This window comes from Streptomyces sp. SAI-135 (assembly GCF_029893805.1).
Classification (GTDB): Bacteria; Actinomycetota; Actinomycetes; order Streptomycetales; family Streptomycetaceae; genus Streptomyces.
On sequence record NZ_JARXYP010000002.1, the window covers coordinates 4,256,510 to 4,280,407 of the forward strand.

Annotated in this window: 22 protein-coding genes and 1 pseudogene; 13 read left to right on the forward strand and 10 right to left on the reverse strand. The window is 72.8% G+C overall.

Going from position 1 to position 23,898, the window contains the following annotated elements; genetic code table 11:
• Positions 1 to 8: 8 nt before the first annotated feature.
• Both M2163_RS23560 and M2163_RS23565 read left to right on the forward strand, forming a co-directional pair.
• Entirely contained in the window at positions 9 to 674 is a 666-nt protein-coding gene (locus M2163_RS23560; protein ID WP_280850833.1) for a futalosine hydrolase, read from the forward strand.
• Positions 664 to 1,524 carry a 1,4-dihydroxy-6-naphthoate synthase gene (locus M2163_RS23565; RefSeq protein WP_280850832.1) on the forward strand — a complete coding sequence of 287 codons (861 nt, stop codon included), beginning with the start codon at positions 664 to 666 and terminating at the stop codon, positions 1,522 to 1,524. The genes M2163_RS23560 and M2163_RS23565 overlap by 11 nt, the downstream gene beginning before the upstream one ends.
• A gap of 102 nt (positions 1,525 to 1,626) precedes the next feature.
• On the opposite strand, the gene M2163_RS23570 is transcribed toward M2163_RS23565, so the two are convergent.
• Positions 1,627 to 2,010, reverse strand: a complete 384-nt coding sequence (locus tag M2163_RS23570) for a cold-shock protein (RefSeq protein ID WP_020140317.1) — start codon at positions 2,008 to 2,010, stop codon at positions 1,627 to 1,629.
• A gap of 163 nt (positions 2,011 to 2,173) precedes the next feature.
• Here M2163_RS23570 and M2163_RS23575 point away from each other — a divergent pair, with 163 nt between their 5' ends.
• Positions 2,174 to 2,434: a hypothetical protein gene (locus tag M2163_RS23575; protein ID WP_007382864.1), complete on the forward strand. Its 261-nt coding sequence runs from the start codon at positions 2,174 to 2,176 to the stop codon at positions 2,432 to 2,434.
• On the opposite strand, the gene M2163_RS23580 is transcribed toward M2163_RS23575, so the two are convergent.
• Together M2163_RS23580 and M2163_RS23585 are read right to left on the reverse strand one after the other, a co-directional pair.
• Complete coding sequence (locus M2163_RS23580; protein ID WP_280850831.1) at positions 2,401 to 3,045, reverse strand: haloacid dehalogenase-like hydrolase; 645 nt, start codon at positions 3,043 to 3,045, stop codon at positions 2,401 to 2,403. The genes M2163_RS23575 and M2163_RS23580 overlap by 34 nt on opposite strands.
• Positions 3,046 to 3,123: 78 nt before the next feature.
• Positions 3,124 to 4,158, reverse strand: coding sequence for a hypothetical protein (locus M2163_RS23585; RefSeq protein WP_280894945.1), 1,035 nt, complete (start codon positions 4,156 to 4,158; stop codon positions 3,124 to 3,126).
• Between the two features lie 88 nt (positions 4,159 to 4,246).
• Between M2163_RS23585 and M2163_RS23590 the strand changes: the two are divergent.
• Together M2163_RS23590 and M2163_RS23595 are read left to right on the forward strand one after the other, a co-directional pair.
• Positions 4,247 to 4,446, forward strand: a pseudogene (locus tag M2163_RS23590) (hypothetical protein); the annotation flags it as partial.
• 81 nt (positions 4,447 to 4,527) lie between these two features.
• On the forward strand, positions 4,528 to 7,092 hold the full coding sequence (locus M2163_RS23595) for a helicase C-terminal domain-containing protein (protein ID WP_280897302.1): 2,565 nt from the start codon (positions 4,528 to 4,530) through the stop codon (positions 7,090 to 7,092).
• A 476-nt stretch (positions 7,093 to 7,568) separates the two neighbouring features.
• Here M2163_RS23595 and M2163_RS23600 read toward each other — a convergent pair whose 3' ends face one another.
• Positions 7,569 to 8,108 carry a hypothetical protein gene (locus M2163_RS23600; protein ID WP_280894946.1) on the reverse strand — a complete coding sequence of 180 codons (540 nt, stop codon included), beginning with the start codon at positions 8,106 to 8,108 and terminating at the stop codon, positions 7,569 to 7,571.
• 154 nt (positions 8,109 to 8,262) lie between these two features.
• Here M2163_RS23600 and M2163_RS23605 point away from each other — a divergent pair, with 154 nt between their 5' ends.
• The gene (locus M2163_RS23605; protein ID WP_280894947.1) at positions 8,263 to 9,909 is read left to right on the forward strand and encodes a DNA repair helicase XPB; all 1,647 of its coding nucleotides are present in this window, start codon (positions 8,263 to 8,265) and stop codon (positions 9,907 to 9,909) included.
• A gap of 12 nt (positions 9,910 to 9,921) precedes the next feature.
• Here the strand turns inward: M2163_RS23605 and M2163_RS23610 are convergent, their stop codons facing one another.
• Together M2163_RS23610 and M2163_RS23615 are read right to left on the reverse strand one after the other, a co-directional pair.
• Positions 9,922 to 10,287, reverse strand: a complete 366-nt coding sequence (locus M2163_RS23610) for a hypothetical protein (protein WP_280850827.1) — start codon at positions 10,285 to 10,287, stop codon at positions 9,922 to 9,924.
• 72 nt (positions 10,288 to 10,359) lie between these two features.
• Positions 10,360 to 10,542 carry a hypothetical protein gene (locus tag M2163_RS23615; RefSeq protein ID WP_280850826.1) on the reverse strand — a complete coding sequence of 61 codons (183 nt, stop codon included), beginning with the start codon at positions 10,540 to 10,542 and terminating at the stop codon, positions 10,360 to 10,362.
• A 392-nt stretch (positions 10,543 to 10,934) separates the two neighbouring features.
• Here M2163_RS23615 and M2163_RS23620 point away from each other — a divergent pair, with 392 nt between their 5' ends.
• Together M2163_RS23620 and M2163_RS23625 are read left to right on the forward strand one after the other, a co-directional pair.
• A complete protein-coding gene (locus M2163_RS23620; protein WP_280897303.1) occupies positions 10,935 to 12,902 on the forward strand; it encodes a UvrD-helicase domain-containing protein in 1,968 nt (655 codons plus the stop codon).
• A 340-nt stretch (positions 12,903 to 13,242) separates the two neighbouring features.
• The gene (locus M2163_RS23625; RefSeq protein ID WP_280894948.1) at positions 13,243 to 13,797 is read left to right on the forward strand and encodes a hypothetical protein; all 555 of its coding nucleotides are present in this window, start codon (positions 13,243 to 13,245) and stop codon (positions 13,795 to 13,797) included.
• A gap of 53 nt (positions 13,798 to 13,850) precedes the next feature.
• On the opposite strand, the gene M2163_RS23630 is transcribed toward M2163_RS23625, so the two are convergent.
• Both M2163_RS23630 and M2163_RS23635 read right to left on the reverse strand, forming a co-directional pair.
• Entirely contained in the window at positions 13,851 to 14,549 is a 699-nt protein-coding gene (locus tag M2163_RS23630; RefSeq protein ID WP_280850824.1) for a copper homeostasis protein CutC, read from the reverse strand.
• An 89-nt stretch (positions 14,550 to 14,638) separates the two neighbouring features.
• A complete protein-coding gene (locus M2163_RS23635; RefSeq protein ID WP_280850823.1) occupies positions 14,639 to 15,313 on the reverse strand; it encodes a maleylpyruvate isomerase family mycothiol-dependent enzyme in 675 nt (224 codons plus the stop codon).
• A 42-nt stretch (positions 15,314 to 15,355) separates the two neighbouring features.
• On the opposite strand from M2163_RS23635, the gene M2163_RS23640 reads away from it, so the two are divergent.
• The 4 genes from M2163_RS23640 (at position 15,356) to M2163_RS23655 (ending at position 22,374) form a co-directional block, all read left to right on the forward strand.
• Entirely contained in the window at positions 15,356 to 15,997 is a 642-nt protein-coding gene (locus M2163_RS23640) for a hypothetical protein (protein ID WP_280894949.1), read from the forward strand.
• Between the two features lie 26 nt (positions 15,998 to 16,023).
• Positions 16,024 to 17,130 (forward strand): GNAT family N-acetyltransferase, encoded by a 1,107-nt coding sequence (locus M2163_RS23645; protein WP_280894950.1) that lies wholly within the window; start codon positions 16,024 to 16,026, stop codon positions 17,128 to 17,130.
• Positions 17,131 to 17,234: 104 nt separating this feature from the next.
• Positions 17,235 to 17,621: a hypothetical protein gene (locus tag M2163_RS23650; RefSeq protein ID WP_280850820.1), complete on the forward strand. Its 387-nt coding sequence runs from the start codon at positions 17,235 to 17,237 to the stop codon at positions 17,619 to 17,621.
• 13 nt (positions 17,622 to 17,634) lie between these two features.
• Entirely contained in the window at positions 17,635 to 22,374 is a 4,740-nt protein-coding gene (locus tag M2163_RS23655) for a caspase family protein (protein ID WP_280894951.1), read from the forward strand.
• Here the strand turns inward: M2163_RS23655 and M2163_RS23660 are convergent.
• Together M2163_RS23660 and M2163_RS23665 are read right to left on the reverse strand one after the other, a co-directional pair.
• On the reverse strand, positions 22,289 to 22,570 hold the full coding sequence (locus tag M2163_RS23660) for a DUF4031 domain-containing protein (protein ID WP_280894952.1): 282 nt from the start codon (positions 22,568 to 22,570) through the stop codon (positions 22,289 to 22,291). The two genes, M2163_RS23655 and M2163_RS23660, sit on opposite strands and share 86 nt — an antisense overlap.
• Positions 22,567 to 22,950, reverse strand: coding sequence for a hypothetical protein (locus M2163_RS23665; RefSeq protein ID WP_280850817.1), 384 nt, complete (start codon positions 22,948 to 22,950; stop codon positions 22,567 to 22,569). The genes M2163_RS23660 and M2163_RS23665 overlap by 4 nt, the downstream gene beginning before the upstream one ends.
• A 124-nt stretch (positions 22,951 to 23,074) precedes the next feature.
• On the opposite strand from M2163_RS23665, the gene M2163_RS23670 reads away from it, so the two are divergent.
• Positions 23,075 to 23,893, forward strand: a complete 819-nt coding sequence (locus M2163_RS23670) for a MurR/RpiR family transcriptional regulator (protein WP_280854162.1) — start codon at positions 23,075 to 23,077, stop codon at positions 23,891 to 23,893.
• The last annotated feature ends 5 nt before the right edge of the window (positions 23,894 to 23,898 follow it).

The following is a 23,898-nucleotide window of genomic DNA, read 5'->3' on the forward strand; positions in this document are numbered from 1 at the left end:
TGATTCCGATGCGCATCCTCGTGGCCACCGCGGTCCCGGTCGAACGGGACGCGGTGGCCCGTGCGTTCACGGGCCCGGCGCCGGCCGTCGACGTCCTCGCCGTGGGGGTCGGGCCCGCTCTCGCCGCCGCAGGCACCGCCACCGCGCTCACCCGGGCCGCCCTGGAGGGCTCCGGCTACGGCCTCGTGGTCTCCGCCGGGATCGCCGGGGGGTTCCTGCCGCACGCGCCGCTCGGCTCGCTCGTCGTCGCCGACGAGATCACCGCGGCCGATCTCGGGGCGGAGACCGCCGAGGGGTTCGTGCCGGTGACCGAGCTGGGGTTCGGCACCGTCACCCACCGTCCGCCCGCGGCACTCGTACGCGCCGCGGTGGCCGCGACCGGGGCGCGGGCCGGAGCCGTGCTCACCGTCTCCACGGTGACCGGTACGGCCGCCCGCGCGAGTGCCCTGCGGGAACGCCATCCCACCGCCCTCGCCGAGGCCATGGAGGGCTTCGGGGTCGCCGAGGCGGCCGGGGCGCACGGTGTGCCCGTGCTGGAGGTCCGTGCCGTGTCCAACCCGGTCGGTCCGCGCGACCGGGCCGCCTGGCGCATCGGTGACGCGCTCGCGGCCCTGACGGAGGGGTTCGGGAAGCTCGGGCCCGTACTGGAGAGTTGGAGACACCATGACGACTGAGCCGACGACCGCATCGCTGCGGATCGCGTACTCCCCCTGCCCGAACGACACGTTCGTCTTCGACGCCCTCGCGCACGGCCGGGTGCCCGGGGCGCCCGCGCTGGACGTGACCTTCGCCGACATCGACATCACCAACGGGATGGCCGAGCGCGGTGAGTTCGATGTGCTGAAGGTGTCGTACGCCGTGCTGCCGTACGTCCTCGACGAGTACGCGCTGCTGCCGTGCGGGGGTGCGCTGGGCCGGGGCTGCGGGCCGCTGGTGCTGACGCGGGAGGCCGGTGTGGACCTCACGGGCCGTACGGTCGCCGTGCCGTCCGAGAAGTCGACGGCGTACCTGCTGTTCCGGCTGTGGGCGGCGGACGTGCTGCCGGGCGGGGTCGGGGAGATCGTGGTGCTGCCGTTCCACGAGATCATGCCGGCCGTGCGGGACGGGAAGGTCGACGCGGGGCTCGTGATCCACGAGGCGCGTTTCACGTACCAGAACTACGGTCTACACAAGCTCGCGGACATGGGCGAGCACTGGGAGTCGACGACCGGGCTGCCCATTCCGCTGGGGGCGATCATCGCCAAGAGGTCGCTGGGGGCGGAGCGTTTGTCGCTGCTCGCCGAGTCCGTCCGCGCGTCCGTGCGGGCCGCCTGGGACGCGCCCGAGGTTTCCCGGCCCTATGTCATGGAGCACGCGCAGGAGATGGATCCCGCGGTCGCCGACCAGCACATCGGTCTGTACGTCAACGAGTTCACCGCCGACCTCGGCGAGGACGGATATGCGGCGATTCGCGGGCTGTTGACCCGGGCGGCCGCGGAAGGCCTTGTGCCGGCTTTGCGGCCGGACGCGTTGTCGTTCGTCTGAGGCGCTTCGGGGTGTACGGCCATGGGGCGACGTCGGCATTCCCAGGGCCGGCGACACGTCCACGGGACGAGACCGACGGCGCCTCGTCCCGTGCCGTGCTGACTACACGTCGAGCTGGTCGGCGACCGCGCGCAGCAGACCGGCGATCTTCTTCCCGGCGGCCTTGTCCGGGTAGCGGCCGCGCTCCAGCATCGGTGTGATGTTCTCCAGGAGAGTCGTCAGATCCTGGACGATCGAGGCCAGTTCGTCCGGCTTCTTGCGGGTCGCCGCCGCGACCGAGGGCGTCGGGTCCAGGATGGCCACCGAGAGGGCCTGGTCACCGCGTTGTCCCGCGACCACTCCGAACTCCACCCGCTGACCGGGCTTGAGCGTCTCGACTCCGGCGGGGAGGACCGAGGAATGGACGAAGACGTCACCGCCGTCGTCGCGGGAGAGAAAGCCGAAGCCCTTCTCGCTGTTGAACCACTTGACCTTGCCGGTAGGCACGTCTGTCCTCGTCCTCGTACTCGTCGGAAAACTGCTTCTGAAACGGCTCTTGATAGCACTGGGGCGGGTCGTCGGGACCCGCCGGTACCAAGGCTAATGGTCTTCAGGCCGGTGACAAGACGTCGCCCGGTTGTTCCTTCGCGCAGGGAACTACCCTGGTCCGGTGCGTGACAAAACCCAAACGAATTCCGCCGCTCCCGGTGACCGACTGATCCGTGCCGGAGCCATCGTGTTCTTCATCGGCGCGGTCGCCACTCTGGTCACCGTGGCCCCGTTCCTGCTCGGGACGACGCCTTTTCCGACGTACATGTTCGGATTGAGCATGCTCATGGCTGTCGGTTTCGTGGTGGCCGGTGCGGGTGTGCTGCAATCGGTCGCGGCGGGAAGGCGTCAGGCGCGGGCCGGAACACCGTCCGGGCGGTAGTCCGAAAACCACCCCGGGAACTCGGTGAGAGCACCGAGGACGACATCGGCTCCGGCCTGGGTCAGTTCCTCGGCGGTGCACGGGCCGGTGGTCACGGCGACCGAGAGCGCCTCGGCTATCCGCGCCCCGCGCACATCGCCGACATGGTCCCCGACGTACACGCTCGCGCCGTGCTCGCGCAGGGCCTCGCCCTTGCCCTCGGCCCACAGGTTGCCGATCACCGCGTCCGGCTCCATGCCCAGGTGCTCCATGTGCAGCTTGGCGTTGGGCTCCCACTTGGCCGTCACCACGATCGCCCGCCCGCCGGCCTCCTGAACGGCGCGTACGGCCTCACGGGCGCCGGGCATCGCCAGGGTGCCGGTGATGGCGTACGTCGGGTACAGCTCGCGGTAGAGGTCCGCCATCGCCGGAACCTGGTCGGCCGGGAACCAGTGCGCCATCTCCTCCAGCAGCGGCGGCCCGAGCCGCGTCACCACCAGGTCCGCGTCGACGTACGTCCCGGTCCGCTCGGACAGTTCCACCCAGCAGGCGTGGATGCCGGGGCGGGAGTCGACGAGCGTCATGTCGAGGTCGAAGCCGACGGTCGGGGCGAAGGTGCTTGTAGAGGCCATATGAGCCATTGTGCCCAAGGGGCAGGCCCGTCGGACAACGATTTCCGGTGCCCCGGCGCCCGCGCCCCGGCCCGTGGTCTACCGCCGCCGCTGCGAGCGCCACACCAGGAACAGCGCCGACGCCACGGCCGCCCCCCGCACCACCCACGGCCAGGTCTCGGCGACCGCGTCGTTCATGTGCCCCTGGGCGATCGGCTCGCCCCAGCGGCCCTCGTTGCGCCCCCACAGCCAGACGATCCCCGCGGTGAGCGCGAGGCTCGGCAGGAACACGACGGCCCACTTGGTCTCGGCGTCGCTCAGCCGCCGTGAGGCCCACGCGATGAGCCAGCCGACGACGAGGACCAGCAGGTTGCCGAGCACGGCACCGGCGACGAGCAGCGCGGCGGCGAGCAGGAGCAGGGGGTTGCTCCAGCTCCCGGGACCGGAGAACCGGCGGCGGGCCGGGGCGGCCTCGACGACGGGTTCCACGGCCTTGGCGGTCGTCCTGCGCTTCCACCAGGCCGTACGGGCCTTCACCACCGGCGCGGGCGCCGTCCCCTCCACGGCGGGCGCGGGCTCGGGCTTCCTCTCCTCCTTGGGCGGCGGGGGCTTCAGCAGCTCCGGGATCTCCACCCCGCCCACGAACCCCGGCACGCTGTCCCCGACACCGAAGGGACTGCTGTCCACCCGCCACCAGTCGGGCTGGGTCGCGCTGTCGCCGAGTTCGTCCAGGCCGGCCAGGTGCGGCCCGTGGGACCTGTCGGCGGCGGGGGCGGGCTCGGGCGGGGTGTCGGGGCGCGGCCGGGGGACGTTCTTGCGCAGCCCCCTGGGCCGTTCGGCCTCCTCCGTCTCCCGGTCCCGCTGCACCGGCATGGCGACGACCGGCGCCTGCGGGGCGCTGCCCGCCGTGCCGCCGGCGGCGGTGACCACCTCGTCGGGGCTGCCCAGCTTGGCGATGATCCGGCGGACGGCGGCGGGCGAGTCCACGGTGACCTTGGCGCGCCGCCGGTCGATCTCGTTGCGCAGTTCGGAGACGAGGCGCATACGGGTGGACGACGGCAACTGCCGCTGCTGCGCGACATCGCCGACACGGCTCAGATACTCGTAGACGACCTGGTCGCTCTCGATACCCACGAAGTCCCCTCCGGGGCGGGTGCGTTGGATACCCCGTGGGACGACGTTAGCGCAGGCAGCCGCCGACCGGACGGGTCACAGCGGCGGCCCGGCCCCCTACGGCGATCTTCCGGCGCCGCTGACCGGCGGCGGCGGGGCCCCGGCCGCCCCGGCGGCCCTCCCGCGCGCCCTCGGGACCCTGCGCGACCAGGCCCTGCTGCGGGGCGACGACGACCGGCTGCGGCCGGTCCGCACGGCCGCGGACTGCTCGCGCCCTCGCCGCAGCGCCAGTCGCCGACCGGGCCCGGGGACCGTGCGGGAGGCGGGACGCCTGCGGGGGCGCGGGTCCGTCACCCCTGCCCCGCCGCGCCACCCGCTACCGTTGGTCGGATGAGCAACCCGGCCGTACCGCCGCGCTCCCTCGCGGAAGCGCTCCGGGCCAGGGACGACGACTCCCTGGCCGCGCTTCTGCGTGCCCGCCCCGACCTCATCACGCCCGTGCCCACGGACCTCACCCAGCTCGCCACGCGGGCCGGGACCCGGGCGTCGGTGGTGCGGGCGCTGGAGCGGCTGGACCGTTTCGCGCTCCAGACGGCGGAGGCGCTGGCGGTGGCGGCGGACCCGGCCCCCTACGGCGAACTGCTGGCCCTGCTGACCGGTGACGGCGGCGACCCGGCCGTCTCGGCGGCCCTCCCGCGCGCCCTCGGCACCCTGCGCGAGCAGGCCCTGGTGTGGGGCGACGACGACCGGCTGCGGCTGGTCCGCACGGCCCGCGAACTGCTCGCGCCCTCGCCGCAGCATCCGTCGCCGACCGGGCTCGGACCGACCGTGCAGGAGGCCACGGCGGGGATGTCACCGGGCCGCATCCAGGACATCGTCACGGCGGCGGGGCTCGGCTCGACCCACGACTCGGTCTCCGCGGTGGCCTCGCTGACGGCCCTGTTCACCGACCGCAAGCGGATGGCGGCCCTGCTCGCCGGGCTCCCGGAGGAGTCGCGGGAGGTGCTCGCGCGACTGGTGTGGGGCCCGCCCTACGGCCAGGTCACCGCCGACCCGGCGGCCCATCTGCGCCGGCTGCTGGACCTGGGGCTGCTGGTGCCGACGGCGCCCGGGACGGTCGTACTCCCGCGGGAGGTGGCCCTGCACCTGCGCGGCGGCCGGGCGCACCGGGAGGTGGAGCCGCTGCCGCCGGGCGTGGAGCCCGCGGCGACCCATCGTCCACAGGTTGTGGACGCGACGGCGGCCGGGCAGGCCTACACCGCGCTCGCGACCGTCGAGGAGCTGCTGAAGGACTGGGACGAGGGCGGGCCCGCGGTGCTGCGGGCCGGCGGGCTGAGCGTCCGCGACCTCAAGCGCACCGCCGTCGCCCTGGACGTGGCCGAACCGGTCGCCGCGTTCTGGGTGGAGCTGGCGTACGCGGCCGGGTTGCTGGCCTCCGACGGCGAGGCCGACGAGCGGTACGCGGCGACCCCGGCCCACGACGAGTGGCTGGAGCAGCCCCCGGCGCAGCGCTGGGCCCGCCTGGCGGAGGCGTGGCTGACGGCGACCCGGGTGTCCGGGCTGGTGGGCGGCCGGGACGCGAAGGACCGCACGCTGTCGACGCTGGGCCCGGGACTGGACCGCAGCGCGGCGCCCGAGGTACGGCACCGGGTGCTGACGCTGCTCGCGGGGCTGCCGGAGGGGGCGTCGCCGTCCAAGGAGTCGGTGCTGGCCCGGCTGCGCTGGGAGCGTCCGCTGCGCGGGCCGCAGCGCGAGGACGACCTGCGGTCGCGGCTCGCCGAGTGGACGCTGGCGGAGGCGGAGCTGCTGGGCGTGACGGGACGGGGGGCGCTGTCGGGGCACGGGCGGGCCCTGCTGGGGCTGACCGCGCCGAAGACGGCGACCGGGGCGCCGAAGACACCGGCCGGAGCGTTGAAGACGCCGGCCGGGACGCCGGAGGGCCCCGGGGACAAGCTCCCCGTGCACCACCACCGCCCCGTGGTCGCCGAACCGCTCTCCCCCGCCGAGCGGGCCACCGCGTCCGCCGCGGCCGCCCGGCTGCTGGCGCCGCTGCTGCCCGAGCCGCTCGACCACGTCCTGCTCCAGGCCGACCTGACGGCGGTGGCCCCGGGCCCCTTGCAACGGTCGCTGGCCGAGGTCCTGGACGTCCTGGCCGACGTGGAGTCCAAGGGCGGGGCCACGGTCTACCGCTTCACCCCCGGTTCGGTCCGCCGTGCCCTGGACGCCGGCCAGTCCGCGTCCGACCTGCACGCCTTCCTCGCCGCGCACGCGCGCACACCGGTGCCACAGCCGCTGACGTACCTGATCGACGACGTGGCCCGCCGACACGGCCACCTCAGGGTCGGCGCGGCCTCCGCGTACGTCCGCTGCGACGACGACGCCCTGCTCAACGAGATCCTCGCCGACAAGCGCGCCGCGGGCCTGCGACTGCGCCGCCTGGCTCCGACGGTGCTGGCCGCGCAGGCCGACCCGGCCTCCCTGCTGGAGGGGCTGCGCGCGATGGGCTTCGCACCGGCCGCCGAGTCCGCGGAGGGCGACGTCCTGATCACCCGCGCCCACGCCCACCGCACCCCGCCGCGCACGGCCCCCGAGCCCGTCCCGGACGGCCCCCCGGTCCCCGACGCGACCCTCCTGTCGGCCGCGATCCGGGCCATCCGGGCCGGCGACCTGGCCTCCACGACCCCGCGCAGACAGGGCGACCAGGCCCTGCCCGCCACCGGCGAGCTCCCCCGCACCAGCTCCGCCGAGACCCTCGCCACCATGCAGGCCGCCGTCCTGACCGGTGAGGCCCTGTGGATCGGCTACGTCAACGCCGAGGGCTCCGCCAGCCAGCGCGTCATCGCCCCCATCCGCGTCGAGGGCGGCTTCGTGACGGCCTACGACCACACCGCGGACGAGGTCCGCACGTATCCACTGCACCGGGTGACCGGGGTGGCGGAACTCGCGGACGAGTAGGGCCTCGCCAGCACTCCGCGAGAGGCGATCCGGCGGGCAGACCGAAAAGGGTCCGGACCCCCGACTCCGTCTCGCACGGTGTCGGGGGTCCGGCGCAACACGTGTCGACAACGACCGTCCGGCGCAACACGTGTCGACAACGACCGTCCGGCGCAACACGTGTCGACGACGACCGTCCGGCACAGCACCGGGCGACCCCGTCAGCACTCCGCGAGAGGCGCTGGCGGGCAGACCGATAAGGCTCCGGCCTCCGACTCCGTCTCGCACGGTGTCGACAACGACCGTCCGGCGCAACACGTGTCGACGACGACCGTCCGGCACAGCACCGGGCGACCCCGTCAGCACTCCGCGAGAGGCGCTGGCGGGCAGACCGATAAGGCTCCGGCCTCCGACTCCGTCTCGCACGGTGTCGACAACGACCGTCCGGCGCAACACGTGTCGACGACGACCGCCCGGCACAGCACCGGGCGACCCCGTCAGCACTCCGCGAGAGGCGCGTCGGCGGGGAGGCCGAAGTGGGTTCGGGCCTCGGACTCCAGGGGGCCGGCGGCCACACCGGTGTCGAGGGCGATCGTCGTCGCGCGGCCGAAGCGGCTCGTGAGCCACTCCGCGCCGCCCGCGCCCTCGGGGGGCTCCTCCTGCGACACGACCGTGTAGTCGCCGTCGGCCTCCCGCCGCAGCCGCAGCACCTGCGGGACCTCGGCTCCGCTGCACTCCACCAGGCGCCCCGCGCGCACCCCGTACTCCAGGCACAGGGTGCGGACGCCGGCCCGCACGAGTCCGTCCCGCTCGTCGAGGTCCACCGCCTCCGCCCGGCAGAACCACCGCGCCCCGAGCCCGGGCTCGCTCTCCCCGTACCCGGTGCCGTGCGACTGGTCCACGAGCCGTGCCTCGATGGCAGGCCGCACCTGGTTCCACAGCCGGGGGTCGGCGTCCGACGGCCAGCGGGCCCACGCACCCGTCGCCACCAGCACCACGACCGCTCCCCCGCCGACGGCCCATCTGCCCGCAGACATCCCCATGTGTCCTCCCCAGACCGCTCCCGCAAGTCAAGACAGCCGAGCGGGGGTCGGGGTTGCACCACGAGAGCCCCCGACCGCCTCGGCCTCCCTTGATCGTCCCTGGTTGAGGCACACTGGACGTTTGGCCCGTGCGGAAGGATGCATGTACGTGAACGGTCCTCTCATCGTCCAGTCCGACAAGACCCTGCTGCTCGAGGTCGACCACGAGCAGGCCGACGACTGCCGTCGGGCCATCGCGCCGTTCGCCGAGCTGGAGCGGGCCCCCGAGCACATCCACACCTACCGGGTGACCCCGCTGGGGCTGTGGAACGCGCGAGCCGCCGGGCACGACGCCGAGCAGGTGGTCGACGCCCTGGTGCAGTACAGCCGCTACCCGGTGCCGCACGCCCTGCTCGTCGACGTCGCCGAGACGATGGACCGCTACGGACGGCTCACGCTCAGCAAGCACCCCGCCCACGGACTCGTGCTCACCACCACCGACCGTCCGGTGCTCGAGGAGATCCTGCGCTCGAAGCGGATCATCCCGCTGGTCGGGGCGCGGCTGGACCCGGACACCGTGGTCGTGCACCCCTCCGAGCGCGGCCAGATCAAGCAGACGCTGCTGAAGCTGGGCTGGCCCGCCGAGGACCTCGCCGGGTACGTCGACGGCGAGGCGCACCCGATCGAGCTGGCCGAGGACGGCTGGGCGCTCAGGCCGTACCAGAAGCAGGCCGTGGAGAACTTCTGGCACGGCGGCAGCGGAGTGGTCGTCCTGCCCTGTGGTGCGGGCAAGACCCTGGTCGGCGCCGGGTCCATGGCGCAGGCCAAGTCGACCACGCTGATCCTCGTCACCAACACCGTCTCCGCCCGGCAGTGGAAGCACGAGCTGGTGAAGCGGACCTCGCTGACCGAGGAGGAGATCGGCGAGTACAGCGGCACCAAGAAGGAGATCCGGCCGGTCACCATCGCCACCTACCAGGTGCTGACGACCCGGCGGAAGGGCGTCTACCCGCACCTGGAGCTGTTCGACTCCCGGGACTGGGGGCTCATCGTCTACGACGAGGTGCATCTGCTGCCCGCGCCCGTCTTCAAGTTCACCGCCGACCTCCAGGCCCGGCGCAGACTCGGACTGACCGCGACCCTGGTGCGGGAGGACGGCCGGGAGTCGGACGTCTTCTCGCTGATCGGGCCCAAGCGGTTCGACGCGCCGTGGAAGGAGATCGAGGCGCAGGGCTACATCGCGCCCGCCGACTGCGTCGAGGTGCGGGTGAACCTGACCGACTCGGAGCGGCTCGCCTACGCCACCGCCGAGCAGGAGGAGAAGTACCGCTTCTGTGCCACGACCGCGACCAAGCGGAAGGTCACGGAGGCGCTCGTCAAGCGCTTCGCGGGCCAGCAGATCCTGGTGATCGGCCAGTACATCGACCAGCTCGACGAACTCGGTGAGCATCTGAACGCCCCCGTGATCAAGGGCGAGACCTCCAACGCCCAGCGCGAGAAGCTCTTCGACGCCTTCCGGGAGGGCGAGATCAGCGTGCTGGTGGTGTCGAAGGTGGCGAACTTCTCCATCGACCTGCCGGAGGCGACCGTCGCCATCCAGGTCTCGGGCACCTTCGGCTCCCGCCAGGAGGAGGCCCAGCGGCTCGGACGGGTGCTGCGCCCGAAGGCGGACGGCCACCAGGCGCACTTCTACTCCGTGGTCGCCCGCGACACCATCGACCAGGACTTCGCCGCGCACCGCCAGCGCTTCCTGGCGGAGCAGGGGTACGCCTACCGGATCGTGGACGCGGACGACCTGCTGACGGAGGGGGCCTGAGCGCCGGGGCGCCTACGGCGTCAGCAGGGTGAAGACCAGCGCGAGGACGGTCGCCGGCGGCAGCACCGCGAGGAGCGCCAGCCACGCGCGCAGGGCGGACCAGCGGCGCTGCCAGGGCAGGGCCCAGGAGGCGACGAAGGCGGGCAGGGTGACCAGGACCCCGAACTCCAGGATCGCGTAGATCACGGTCAGGGACGCCGTCAGCGCCCGCGGGCAGTCGTCGGGGCCGCAGGAGTCGGTGGCCATCGCGGACAGTCCGCCGAACAGCAGGGCGGGCGGGCCGAGGACGACCAGCAGGACGGTCGCGACCAGCGGGGCCACCCACGCGTGGCGGTCCTGGTCGCGGTCGGGAAGGGCCGGTGCGGTCGCTGTCGTCATACCGCCGAGTGAACCGCCGCAGGGGGCGACCGGACATCGGCTCGGGTACTCATCCCGGGCCGGGTGCCGTACTCAGCGGCGGCGGACGCCGGCTTCCTCGCCGTACTCACCGAGTATGACGACGTCGAAGGCGGCGCCGGCGAAGACGCGGATCGCCCGGAGGGCGTCGCCCAGGCGGTGGGTGTTGTGGGCACCGGAGACGGGGGTCGCCCCGGACGGGCGACCGGGGGCTGGGGTGAAGGTCGCTGCGCTCATGTCTCCATGGTGGCCGAGCAGGCATAAAGGGGGCATCGGTCTCAGGTAGCCCGTTTCTGTGCTACCTGAGTACGGCCCGCGGGTGCAGGCACCCCTGAAGGAGGAGGGGCGATCCCCTAGGGGCCGGCCAGAGGGCGGCCGGGGGCCGACCAGGGGGCCGGAGATATTCGTTGGCCCGCTCCCACCCCGTCCCTCTAGAATCTCCGCTCTTGCCCGCCTCCCTCACGGAGTGCCGCCGCCCGGACGGAAACCGGTCGGCATCCCACCACGCGGCCCGCAGCACCTTCGGAGGCACCCCCTTGTCCAGGCCGTCCACTCCCGTGCCCGCAGACGACGACCCCCTCGCCCGCGAACGCTCCCACCTCGCCGGCTCCCGCGCCGCGCTGCGCGCCATGCGCGAGGACGTCGAGTCGCTGGACATCAAGGACGTCACCGCGAACTGGGTCAACGCCGAGGTCCTGGCCCGCCAGATCGACGAACGGATCAAGGCGCTGGCGGACCTCAGCGACACCCCGCTGTTCTTCGGCCGCCTCGACTACCTGCACTCCCCCGGCGCCGACCGGGCCGAGGGCGCGGAGGGCGAGCGCTTCTACATCGGGCGCCGGCACGTGCACGACCACGACGGCGACCCGATGGTGATCGACTGGCGGGCGCCGGTCTCGCAGCCGTTCTACCGGGCGTCCAAGAAGGACCCGATGGACGTCGGGCTGCGTCGCCGCTTCGGGTACACCCGCGGGGACATCACGGCGTACGAGGACGAGCACCTGTCCGACCCGGCGGAGGCCGCCGCCACCAGCAAGCTGCTCCAGCAGGAGATCGAGCGCCCGCGCGTCGGCCCGATGCGCGACATCGTGGCGACGATCCAGCCCGAGCAGGACGAGATCGTACGGTCCGGGCTGGGCGGCACGGTCTGCGTCCAGGGCGGCCCGGGGACCGGGAAGACCGCCGTCGGCCTGCACCGGGTCGCCTATCTCCTCTACGCCCACCGCGAGCGGCTCGCCCGCACCGGCACGCTCGTCATCGGACCGAACCGCTCCTTCCTGCACTACATCGAGCAGGTGCTGCCCGCGCTGGGCGAGTTGACGGTCAGGCAGGCCACGGTCGACGACCTCGTGGCGCACGTGGAGGTGCGCGGCACCGACGAGGCGCCCGCCGCCGTCCTCAAGGGCGACGCGAGGATGGCGGAGGTGCTCAGGCGGGCGGTGTACTCCCACGTGACCATGCCGAGCGAGCCGGTGATGGTGGTGCGCGGGTCGCGCAGGTGGCGGGTGCCGGCGTACGAGATCGAGGAGATCGTCCGGGAGTTGCTGGACCGGGGTATCCGCTACGGCGCCGCCCGTGAGGCCCTTCCGCAGCGCATCGCGCACGCCGTGCTGGTGCAGATGGAGCGGTCCGGGGAGGCTCCGGACGACCGTGTGCAGGACGCGGTGGCCCGCAACGCGGCGGTGAAGGCGGCGGTGAAGGCGATCTGGCCGCCGGTGGATCCGGCGAAGCTGGTGCTGCGGCTGCTGACGGACGCGGACTTCCTCGCGGAGCACGCGGACGGGATCCTCGACGCGGACGAGCAGAAGACGATCCTGTGGGCCAAGCCGGTGCGGTCGGTGAAGTCGGCCAAGTGGTCCCCCGCGGACGCGGTGTTGATCGACGAGGCGACGGATCTCGTGGCGCGGACCCAGTCGCTCGGGCACGTGGTGCTCGACGAGGCGCAGGACCTCTCCCCCATGCAGTACCGCGCGGTCGGCCGCCGCTGCTCGACCGGTTCGGCGACCGTCCTGGGCGACCTCGCGCAGGGCACCACCCCGTGGGCGACGCGGAGTTGGGACGAGGCGCTGGCCCACCTGGGCAAGCCGGACGGTGCGGTCGAGGAGTTGACGGCCGGTTTCCGCGTGCCGACGGATGTCATCACGTACGCCTCCCGGTTGCTGCCGCACATCGCGCCGGGCCTGACCCCGGTCGCGTCGGTCCGGGAGAACCCGGGGTTCTTCGAGGTGCGCGAGGGGTCCGGGGCGGCCGAAGTGATCGCCGCCTGCGAGGAGTTGCTGCGCAACGAGGGCTCCACGGGTCTGATCGCCGCCGACGCCCGGGTCCCGGAGCTGGCGAAGGCGCTGACGGCCGCGGGCATCTCGTACCTGGCCCCCGGTGAGGAGACCACGGCCGAGACCCGACTGACCCTGGTCCCGGCGTCCCTCGCCAAGGGCCTCGAGTACGACTACGTCGTCCTGGACGAGCCGCAGGCAGTGGTGGACGGCGAACCGGACGAACGCACGGGCCTGCGGCGGCTGTACGTGGCGCTGACCCGGGCGGTGTCGGGGCTCATCGTGACGCACACCGCACCGCTGCCGCGGGCGCTCGCCGAGTAGGGTGCTGCTGCGTTTCGCCATGTCCCCCCCGGAAAGGCCCCCGTTGAGCACGCCGCCGCCCTCGCACCCCGCGTACCAGCCGACTTCGGGGCCCTACCCGCCGAATTCCGGGCCGTACCAGCAGACTTCGGCGCCGCGCCCGCAGCCCTCGGGACCGTACGGGCAGCCTTCCGGGCCGTACCGGCAGACGCCGGCTCCGGGCCCGTCCCCGTACCAGGCGGCTCCCGGGCCACACCCGCATGCCTCGGGGCCCTACCCGCCGGCGGCCGGCTGCCAGATCTGCGGAGCGGCCCCCGCCGCCCCGGTGACGGTCCGTGGCCACCAGGGGATGGTGGTGATCATGCGGTTCCTGAAGCGTGAGGGCGTGTTCTGCCGGACCTGCGCGCTGGCGAGCTTCCGGGACATGCAGACGGACACGATGGTGCTGGGCTGGTGGGGGCCGCTGTCGGTGCTGATCACGCCCGTCACCCTGCTGTCCAACCTCGGCGCGCTGTCCGGGATCCGGCGGATCCCGGAACCCGTCGCGCCGGGGTTCCGGCCGCCCCTGGACCCCGGCAAGCCGGTGTTCAGGCGTCCGGCGGGCATCCTGGCGCTGGTCCCGGTGGGACTGCTGGGGCTGGCCGTGTTCGCGTTCACGGCGCTGCTGCTCGTCGGCCTGGTGGCCGGGGCGGGTGACCATGCCGGCCGGCCGACGCTCACGGCCGGCTCGTGCGCCCGCAACGACGCGACCTGGCCGGAACAGGACCTGGAGCCGGAGCCCTGCGACTCCTCCGAGGCGGAACTCCGGGTCACCGCCCCGGTGGACGGCACCTGCCCGGCCGGGGGCTACATCGCCTACCCGGAGTACAGCGAGGACGGCAGCACGTCGCTGTGCCTGCGGCCGCTGAAGGCGTAGCGGAACACCCCGCCCGCCGCGCGACCTCCCTGCGGGCCGTGGCCGTCGAAGGACTAGCGGGCCTCCCCGTCCACCGCCCGCCGCCACTCCCCCACGGCGTCCGCCGACACCGGTGCCTGCCAGCCGCCCGGACGCGCCGCCCCGCCGATGTGGAAGGCGTCGATGCCGGCCGCCCGCAGGTCCGGCACGTGGTCCAGTCGCAGTCCGCCGCCCACCAGCAGTTGCTGCTCGTACCCCGGCTCCCCGGTCCGCGTCGCCTCCGCGAGCAGCACGGGGAGCCCCTCGTCGACGCCCGCCGCCGAGCCCGCGGTGAGGTAGGTGTCCAGGCCCGGCAGGTCGGCCAGCTGCTTGCGCAGGGCGTTGCGGTCGGCGGCGTGGTCGATCGCCCGGTGGAAGGTCCAGCGGGACCCGTCCAGCGCCTCGACCACCCGCTCCACGGCCCCCAGATCCACATCGCCGTCCGCGCCGAGGAAGCCCAGCACGAACTCCTCGGCCCCGGCGTCCCGCAGCTCGCGTGTCGCCCGGACCACCCGGGGCACGTCCCCGGCGCCGAACCCGTCCGACAGCCGCAGCATGACCCGCACCGGGATGTCCACCGCCCCCCGGATCCCGGCGACCGTGGCGACCGTCGGCGTCAGACCGTCCGCCGCCATGTCGGTCACCAGTTCCAGCCGGTCCGCGCCTCCGGCCCGGGCGGCGATCGCGTCCTCGACGTCGAGGGCGATCACCTCCAGGACTGCACGCTTGCTCATGGGACCCCATTCGTCGACGGTCTCGGGCGGCTACAGGTCTAGTCCAATTCAAGAATACGCCGCCACGGGGTCCCCCTCACCGCCGCGTCTCAGCCGATCTCGGCGAAGATGTTCAGCTCCGCCGCCTCCGCCCCCGCGAGCTCGTACGCCCGCCCCTCCACCGGCCGCCCCGAGTACAGCCGTACGAGGGTGGCCGCGTCCCCGATGTAGCGGGCCGGGGTGCGAACGCCGGCCGTGTCGCCGAGGCGGAGCGGTTCGTCCAGGTCGTCGAGGTCGGCGTGGAGGGGAAGCCGGCCGCGTTCCCGGGTGGCGCGGGCGAGCAGGGCCAGCGCGTCGGGCAGCCCCGCGCCCCCGTACGCGCCCGGCACCCCGAACACCTCCCGCACATCCCCCGCGTGCACCCACTCGCCCAGCCCGATGATGTCCAGCACCCCGCCCGCCCGGGCGATCACCGGCCCGGCCTCCGTCATCCCGCGCTCCAGCTCGTCGACGACCTGCTGGTGGGACCAACCGGCACGCTCGGCGATGTCCCGGTCGTTGGACTCGGGCGAGAAGACGCCCTTCTCGAACCGGCCCTCCACCACCCGGATCAGCGCCGACGAACAGTGCGCGAGCACATCGCGCACGCTCCACCCCGGACACCCCCGCGTCGGCAGCGCGAAGTCGGCGTCCGGGCGGGAGCGCAGGAGGGGGATCAGGGCGTCGCGTTCGGTGGTCAGGAGGCGGCCGGGGAGTTCGGGGTCTCGTACGTCGTCAGCAGTCATGGGGACAAAGTGGCAGGGGGCGGCCCGGGGGACAATGAGGCCATGCCCGATCTCGACGACCTCCGCGACCGTTTCGTCCGCGCCCTGGAGAGCGCCCGGGCCGGCGCCGGACCCGACCCGGCGCCGTACGCCGACAACCTCCTGGGCCGCTGGCAGGAACCGCAGCGGCGCTACCACACGCTCGCCCACCTGACGGCGGTCCTCGACCACGTCGACCTGCTCCAGGAGTACGCGGACCGGCCGGACCTGGTGCGTCTCGCGGCCTGGTTCCACGACGCCGTCTACCTCCCGGACCGCTCGGAGAACGAGGAGCGCTCCGCCCGCCTGGCCGAACGCGCCCTTCCCGAGGCCGGGCTCCCCGCCGACGGGACGGCCGAGGTGGCCCGTCTCGTCCGCCTCACCACCACCCACGCCCCCGCCGACGACGACCGCGACGGCCAGGTCCTGTGCGACGCCGACCTCGCGATCCTCGCCGCCCCGCCCTCCGCGTACGCCGCCTACACGGCCGCCGTCCGCGAGGAGTACGGCTTCGTGCCGTCCGACGCCTTCCGCGAGGGCAGGTCCGCCGTCCTGCGCCAACTGCTGGATCTGCCTCGCCTGTTCAGGACGCCGTACGGGGCACGGGAATGGGAGGCCACAGCCCGTTACAACCTCACCTCGGAGCTGGAAATGCTGTCGCTCTGAGGCGCCCCGCGCCTTAGCCTGCCCGCATGGAAGACATGGGCGCGGAACGGGTGACGGAGGCCGTCGCGGACGCGGTGGCGGTCCTGCGGAAGGCGGTGGACCGCGACTGGGCCGGGGTGCCGGCCGGCCGGCTGGAGTGGAGCTGCCTCCAGACGGCCGAGCACATCGCGGGCGATCTGATCGCGTACGCGGGGCAGTTGGCGGGCCGGGCCCAGGAGGCGTACGTCCCCTTCGAGATCTCCCTGGACGACGGCACCGGCGCCGAGGGCGCACTCCACGTGATCGAGACGACCGGTGTCCTGTTCGCCGCGACCCTGCGCACCACCCCGCGCGAGGTCCGCGCCTTCCACCCGTACCCCTTCCGCAGCGCCAACCGCACGGGCTTCGCCGCGATGGGCGTCGCCGAGGTGCTGCTGCACGCCCACGACATCGCCGAGGGCCTGGGCCTGGCGTACGGACCCCCCGCCCATCTCCCCGAGTACGTGCTGACCCGGATCTTCCCCGAGGTCCAGCCGGGCCCCGACCCCTGGCGCACCCTGCTGTGGGCCACCGGACGCGGCGAGCTCCCCGGTCGTGCCCCGCGCACCGGGTGGCGCTGGAGCAACAACCTCGTCCTGTCCACCGACCGCCTGACCCTCCAGGGCGTCACCCCCGCCTCCGCCGCCGAACTGGCCGCGGGCGGCGACGGCGACTTCGACTGGGTCGAGGACGGCCCCTTCGAGGGCACCCGCGAGGCCGCCGGCATGACCCTCAAGGCGTACGAGGCGGGCGTCCACCGCCCGGAGTTCGGCCTCTTCGTCCTCGTACGACGGGAGGACGGCCGTGCGATCGGCGGCATGGGCTTCCACGGCGCCCCGGACGAGGACGGCCGCGCGGAGGTCGGCTACGACCTCGCCGAGAGCGCCCGCGGCCGGGGCTACGCCACGGAGGCCCTGCGCGCCCTGTCCGACTGGGCCCTGGCCCGCGACGACGTACGCAGCCTCTGCGCCACCATCGAACCCGACAACGCCGCCTCCCAGCGCGTGATCGCCCGAGCCGGATACACCCGCGCGACCACGGAGGAGGAGCAGGCGTACGGCGAACTGGAGACGGGACTGCGGCTGTACGTCCTCGCGGGCGGGGCCGACGACTGACGTGAGCCACCGCAACTCCGGCCGTAGAAGCCCCTGGTGGAACTAGAGTTGTCCCCCAGCACAGCTGACGAAGACACGGCACGGCCGAGGGGGACGGTAACCGCATGGGCGAGCAGGCACTGGACCGGGTCGGAGAAAACGGGCAGAGCGGGGCGGTGGACGGGCAGACCCTGAACTTCTGGGTCACCGCGACCGAGGAGGACATCGCGCTCGCCGCCCAGAGCAACGACAGCATGGGCAGTCTGTTCAGCCGCGACGGCGACGCGGTGTTGCGCGCGGTCCCCCTCGGTCCGCTGCGCAAGAGCCTCGCCGAGGCAGTCGACGCCCTGCAGCAGGTCTTCCAGGACGTCGCCGACCGCGGCGGCCCCCTCCCGCTCGCCGAGGCGCAGCTCTCTTTCCAGGTCACCGCGAGTGGAGGAGTCCAGTTCATCGGGTCCGGACAGATGCAGGGCTCGCGGAGCCTGACGCTCACCTTCAAGCGGCCCGCCTGAACGGGCACCGCCCATGCCACAGCACAAGGCGCTGCTCATAGGGGCGAGCGACTACTCCGACATTCCGGGTTTCAGCGACCTCGACTTCGTTCGCGACGACCTTCATCGGCTGCGTGAAGTCCTGACGGGCCGCGGCTTCCAGGCAGAGGTCCTGGAGCACCGGCGCGGCATCACGCAGAACACCGTGCGGGGCGCCGTGCACCGGTTCCTCGGCGAAGCGCGTTCCGGAGACACGCTGCTCATCGTGCTGAGCGGGCACGGAATCCACATCGAGGGCAAGGACTACCTGGTCCCGGAGGACGCTCCCAACGCCGAGCCGTTCACCGACGGATGTGTGGAGATCGGCTGGCTCAGGGAAGTGGAGAAGTCCGCCGCGGAACGTGTCGTCTTCCTGATCGACGCCTGCCGGGAGGGCAGGGCGCCGGACACCAAGTCGATACCGGGCACCCGCCCCTGGCGGGCTCCCGAGATCGTCAGCACCCTGCGCCGCAAGGTCGCTTACGTCCACGCCTGCGCGAAACCGCAGGTCGCGCTGTTCGTGAGGGACACGGACGTCGTCCGGCCAGGTTTCGAGGTGGGGACCCAGCAAGGCGAGTCGTTCAGTCTCTTCTCCCGTGCCGTCGCGGACGTGGTCGCCGCCGATCCGCACGCACTCGGCCTGCGGGAGTTCTTCAGGCAGGTACAGGAGCGGGTCGACAGCTACCACCAGGCGTACGGCAAGGCCGGGCGGCCGCAACAGGTGAAGGTGACCTGCGAGTCGGCCGCCGGGGACCGGGACTTCCTCCTGCTGCCGGGCACCGAGCGGCGCACGGAGGCGCATCCCTGGGTCCGGAACGTCGACGACTACCCGTGGCACCGCAGCCCCGAGGGTCCGGCCCGGGAGGCCGTCAAGGACGTCTGCCGGGTACTGGCGGAGCGGCTGGCGGCGACGTACGACCGAGCGGCCGGGGCACTGGGCGACGATCCGTGGCATGACCCCGCCCTGGCCGAACGCGCTCACAAACGGTTGGGATTCCTGGTCGGTCAGCTGGCCAAGGAGGTGTCACTGTCGCCCACCGAGGCAGCGCTCGTCTTCCTGTTCCCGCTCGTCACCCAGACGTTCTGGGCTCAGGAGGCCGCCCAGCGCGTGGGGGTCCTCACCCCGGACGCATCGGCGGACGGCCCCGACCACCACAGCTTCGACAAGTTCGCCCAGGGGTTCCCCCGTCTGAAACGCCGACTGCGCGCCCTGGAACACCACAAGACCGGCGACGACTCGGTGCGGCGCATCAGGTGGTGGCTCTTCCACCGCTGGCTCATCAAGCAGCCCGAGCTGTACACGGCCGAACGGCTCAAGTCCCTTCTCGGTGACCCTCCCAGCGACCACGACCATCCGGTCTGGGTGGCCGACGCCGTCTCCGGGGGCCGACTGGCACACCTCCTGCGGGAACACCGCACCGCGCCGTTCACCATGCGCCGGTCCGCAGCGGCGCAGCTCGACGGAGTCCAGGTCCCGGACGACGAACACGACGTCATCGCGGCCAGTTCCGGTGACGAGCACGAGGTGCGCAGCGCCCTGGTGGCCGCCCTGGTCAAGGCGGCCTACGCGATGGCCGTCGACCCGGTCGACCTGCCCGAGATCGTCGTGGAGCACATGGGCGTCCACGACAGCGTCGACCCCACCGCCCTGCTCAACACCGTGCAGTGCTCGGACTGGCGGGTCTCGGGGCTTGGCCGCTCACTGAACGCGGTGTGCACCCATCCCGCAGTCCAGGTGGCCCTGCGCGAGCACGCGGGCCGCGTCGACGTCCTGCTGCGGGACATCAATCGCGGCGGTATCCCCGCCCTGGCCCCGCTGCGCACCCTCCCGCCCTACGCCGACGGCAGCCGAGTGCGTCTCGACGGCAACACCCCGGACCAGCTCTCGGACGGCATCCGTTTCCAGTTGGCCGAGGACCGTGTGCAGGAACTGCTCATGGGCGAGGAGCTGTACGGCGAGAGCGAACTGGCCGTTCGCGAGCTGTACCAGAACGCGCTGGACGCGCTCCGCTACCGCGACTGCCGCACGCAGTACCTGCGGCACACGGGCCGGACCGTCGCCGCCTGGGAGGGCCGGATCGAGTTCGTCCAGGGCGTCCGCTCGGACGGCCGTGCCTATCTCGAATGCCGCGACAACGGCATCGGTATGGGCATCACCGAACTCAGCACCGTCTTCTCGCAGGGCGGCGCACGCTTCGTCGACCTTCCGGAATACGTCGAGGAGCAGGCGGCCTGGGCACAGCTGCCCGACCCGAAGCCGGAACTCCACCCGAACTCACGGTTCGGTATCGGCGTACTCAGCTATTTCATGCTCGCCGACGAGATCGTCGTGCAGACGTGCCGGATGGGTCGCGACGGGCGGCCCGGCAGGCTGCTCCAGGTGACCATCGCCGGGCCGGGAAACTTCTTCCGGGTGGAGGATCTCGGCCCCGGGGACGATTCCGGGACCAGGGTGCGGCTGCTGCTCAGCAAGGAGCGTCGGTCCGTGTCGTGCGTGAACGCCTTGGAGGAGGTCCTGTGGGTCGCCCCCTATCGCACCTCGGCGACGCATGGCGCGCGGTCACGCGAGTGGCTGCCGGGAGAGCTGTCCCCGAGCATCCTGGAGCTGTACTCGGGTGCGGTGCACACTCACAAGGGCCACGCGCTGTGCGTCCCGTCGAACGACACCGGCATCTGGTGGATCGGGGGCGACGGCGTCCTTCTGGCGGACGGTTTGATGGCGGAACCCGCCTACAGCGACAGGGTGTACGGCGCTGTCGTCAACCTGGAGGGCGAGCGCACGCCCGAACTCACCGTGGACCGCAAGAACGTACGCGCGTACGACAAGGACCACGTGATGGAGCGCATGGCTGCCGCCATCCCCAGTCTGACGACGCACGGGACCGAACTGCTGGGGCCGACCTGGCTGGAGGACGTGAGCCAGTGGTCGGTGGCCTTCGCCGACCAGGTGGCCGAGCACGCACGGGAAGCCGGTCTTCAGTGGCAGCTCCAGGACGACGTCTCCGTGCCTTTCGCCGACGTCGGCTTCTTCCCGCCGGACATCGATCTCCTGCCTCTCGTGACGGGCCGCTACCGCCATCCCGACCCGTCGGGACTCTCCTCGTACTTCTTCGCCCTGCCCCCGTCCGTTCTGCGGTGGCGCCTGAGAACGTTGTACGCGGCAGGGCTCGGGGGCCAGGTCGCCCTGCCGGCCGACGATCACCCCGGAGCCCAGTGGGCCCGCCCCTCCGATCTCCTGCTGCTGACCGGCGCCGACAAGTTCTTCCGTTGGCGCATGCACCGTGAGGACTGGCTGAGGGGGCCTCTGGGGAGTTCCGCGTTCGCCCACCGCAGACCGTCCCAGCAACTGGCGAGCACCGGAGCGATCAGCCTGGGCACGCTGACCCGCTGGCGTGATCCCGCTGTCCCACTCAGCGCGGCGGACAGCTTCGAACTGAGCGAGAGGACCGGGCGCTCGCCGGCGGAGGTCGCCGAGCGGATGACCATGCTCGGCTACCGTGTGGAACCGCTGCTGGGGTGCGGTGCCGCGGAACACTCCGATCTGCCCCTGCTACGACCGCTGGGCGATCCGAAGGGGTGGCTGGCCCCGGGCGCGACTCTCTCGCCGGCTCAGATCTGCGTCAGCGCGGCGAGGGCCGTGCGCACCACCCTGTGGGCCGCACAGCGGCTCGGCGAACTGGGCTTCCGCGTTCCGACGGTTTTCCCCGTCCGGGAGCAGTGGAGTGAGGAGGAGTGCAAGGTCATCGAGCAGTTGTGGTCGTGGTACGACACTCCGCCCTCGCCCGAGGAAGCCGCACACCTCTCGCTGGCGCAACTGGCGGCGGTGGCGTACACGACGGACCTGCCCCTGCGCTTCGTCACCGAGTTCCTCGGCGGAATCGGTTTCGCCCTGCCGCCGGACGCGACCGGACTGCCGGAACTGACCGATGACGACCGGGCGCTCCTGGCCCAGGAACCCCTCGTGGACCGGGAGGTGCCGCTGCGCTACGTCGCGGCGGCCGCTCGCCGCCTCGGCCAACCCGCGCGCGTCCTCGCGGACCGGCTCCGCGAGCTCGGGTACAACGTGCCGGAAGTGCCCGAGGACGACCTCCTGCCCTCCCGTGAGGACATCAAGTTCCTCGGCACGGGCGCCAATCTGGCGGACCCGGGGCGGCCTGTGTCCCTGCTGGGCGTCGCGGGGGCCGCGCGCAGGGCCGACATCGCCTTGGCCGACGCGGTCACTCGGCTCACGGCCCTCGGCTACTGCTTCGCCTTCGAGCCCGAGGTCCTGTCACCCCTCCGCGAGCAGGATGCTCAAGCCCTCTACTTCGGCCTGCAGGAAGCCCCCGAGGAGTTCGGTCCCGTGTCCGCGGACGTCGTCCGCGCAGCGGCTCAGCACACGGGCCGACGCCACGCCGAGGTCGCGGACTCCCTGACGGCCATGGGCTACGAAGTGACGCCACCCACGCCGGAGTGGAACCGGGAACGGCAACTGGAGGAGGTCCTGGTCTCCGCCCTCCGCAACCCGGTCGGCCGTCCTCTCATCCCGTACGACGGGTCGGTCTCCCTCGTCACTCTGGCGGTGACCGCCATGCGGGCCGGCACCTCCCTGCGTGAGGCCGCCGAGACGGCCACGGCGCTCGGTGTCCGCCACGAGGCCGAAACCTGGTTCACCCCCGCCCCGGAGGAATCTCCCGCCCCTTCGGCCGCCGCAACCCCGCCCCCGTCAGCAACCGCACCACCTCCCGGCTGCTGACCTCCACCGCGCCCGCCGCGACCACGTCCGCGTAGCGGTGCGCGGGGATGTCGTAGTGGTCGCGCTCGAAGGCCCGGGAGGGCACTCCCAACTCCTCGGCGAACGCGTGCAGTTCATCGAAGGAGACGTCGCTGATCAGATGGGACCACAGGCGGCCGTGGCCCGGCCAGGTGGGTGGGTCGATGTAGACGGTCACGAGGAGGAGGCCCCGCCCGCCGCCGTCCCGAGGGAGCCGACCGCCGCGACCCTCACGCCCGCCTTGTGGCACACCCAGTGCGGGTCGGGGCCCAGCTCCGGCTCCACCTCCAGGGCGTGCGGGTCGCCGGAACCGCACACCGGGCACAGGGGCCAGCGGCCGTAGGTCTCCAGCAGCGCGTCCTGGACGTCCTGGGCGACCAGGCCCGCGACGAACTCCGCGCCCTGCGGCCACTGCTCCACCCACCAGCGCCGCTGCACGACGGAGTCCTCGACCATCGACACCACGTCGGCGGCGGCGACCTCGCCCGCGGCCAGGTCGGCGAGCACGCGGGCGCGTGCCGCGTGCAGGGACTGCTCAAGTGGACCGATGGACTCCATGGAGCCATTGTGCGGGCTCTTGACCACGAGTCCGAGCCGAAAATATCTTTCAGGTGTGCCCCAGGAAGTGAAGGAAATTTTCGGCAGCGCCCTCGCCGCGAAGGTGCGCACGCTGGGTCCCTCCATGACCCGCTCGATGCACCGCGTCGCCGAGGCCGTCGCGAACGACCCGGCGGGGTGCGCGGCGCTCACCGTCACGGGCCTCGCCGAACTGACCGGGACGAGCGAGGCGACGGTCGTGCGGACGGCCCGGCTGCTCGGCTACCCCGGCTACCGCGACCTGCGGCTCGCCCTCGCCGGGCTGGCCGCGCAGCAGCAGTCCGGGCGGGCCCCGGCGATCACCACGGACATCGCGGTGGACGATCCGCTCGCGGACGTGGTCGCCAAGCTCGCCTACGACGAGCAGCAGACCCTCGCGGACACGGCGGCCGGGCTGGACACCGCCCAGTTGGGGGCGGCGGTCGCCGCGACGGCCTCGGCACGGCGGATCGACGTGTACGGGGTGGGAGCCTCCGGTCTCGTCGCGCAGGACCTCACGCAGAAGCTGCTGCGGATAGGGCTGATAGCGCAGGCGCACAGTGATCCGCACCTGGCCGTGACGAACGCGGTGCAACTGCGGTCGGGGGACGTGGCGATCGCGATCACCCACTCGGGGGCGACCGGTGACGTCATCGAGCCGTTGCGGGTCGCGTTCGAGCACGGGGCCACCACGGTGGCCATCACCGGGCGGCCGGACGGCGCGGTGGCCCAGTACGCCGACCATGTGCTGACGACGTCCACCGCCCGGGAGAGCGAGCTGCGGCCCGCGGCGATGTCGTCACGGACCAGTCAGCTCCTCGTGGTGGACTGTCTGTTCGTGGGGGTGGCGCAACGCACGTACGAGACGGCGGCGCCCGCGCTGGCCGCGTCCTACGAGGCGCTGGCGCATCGGCACCGCCGGTAGACGAG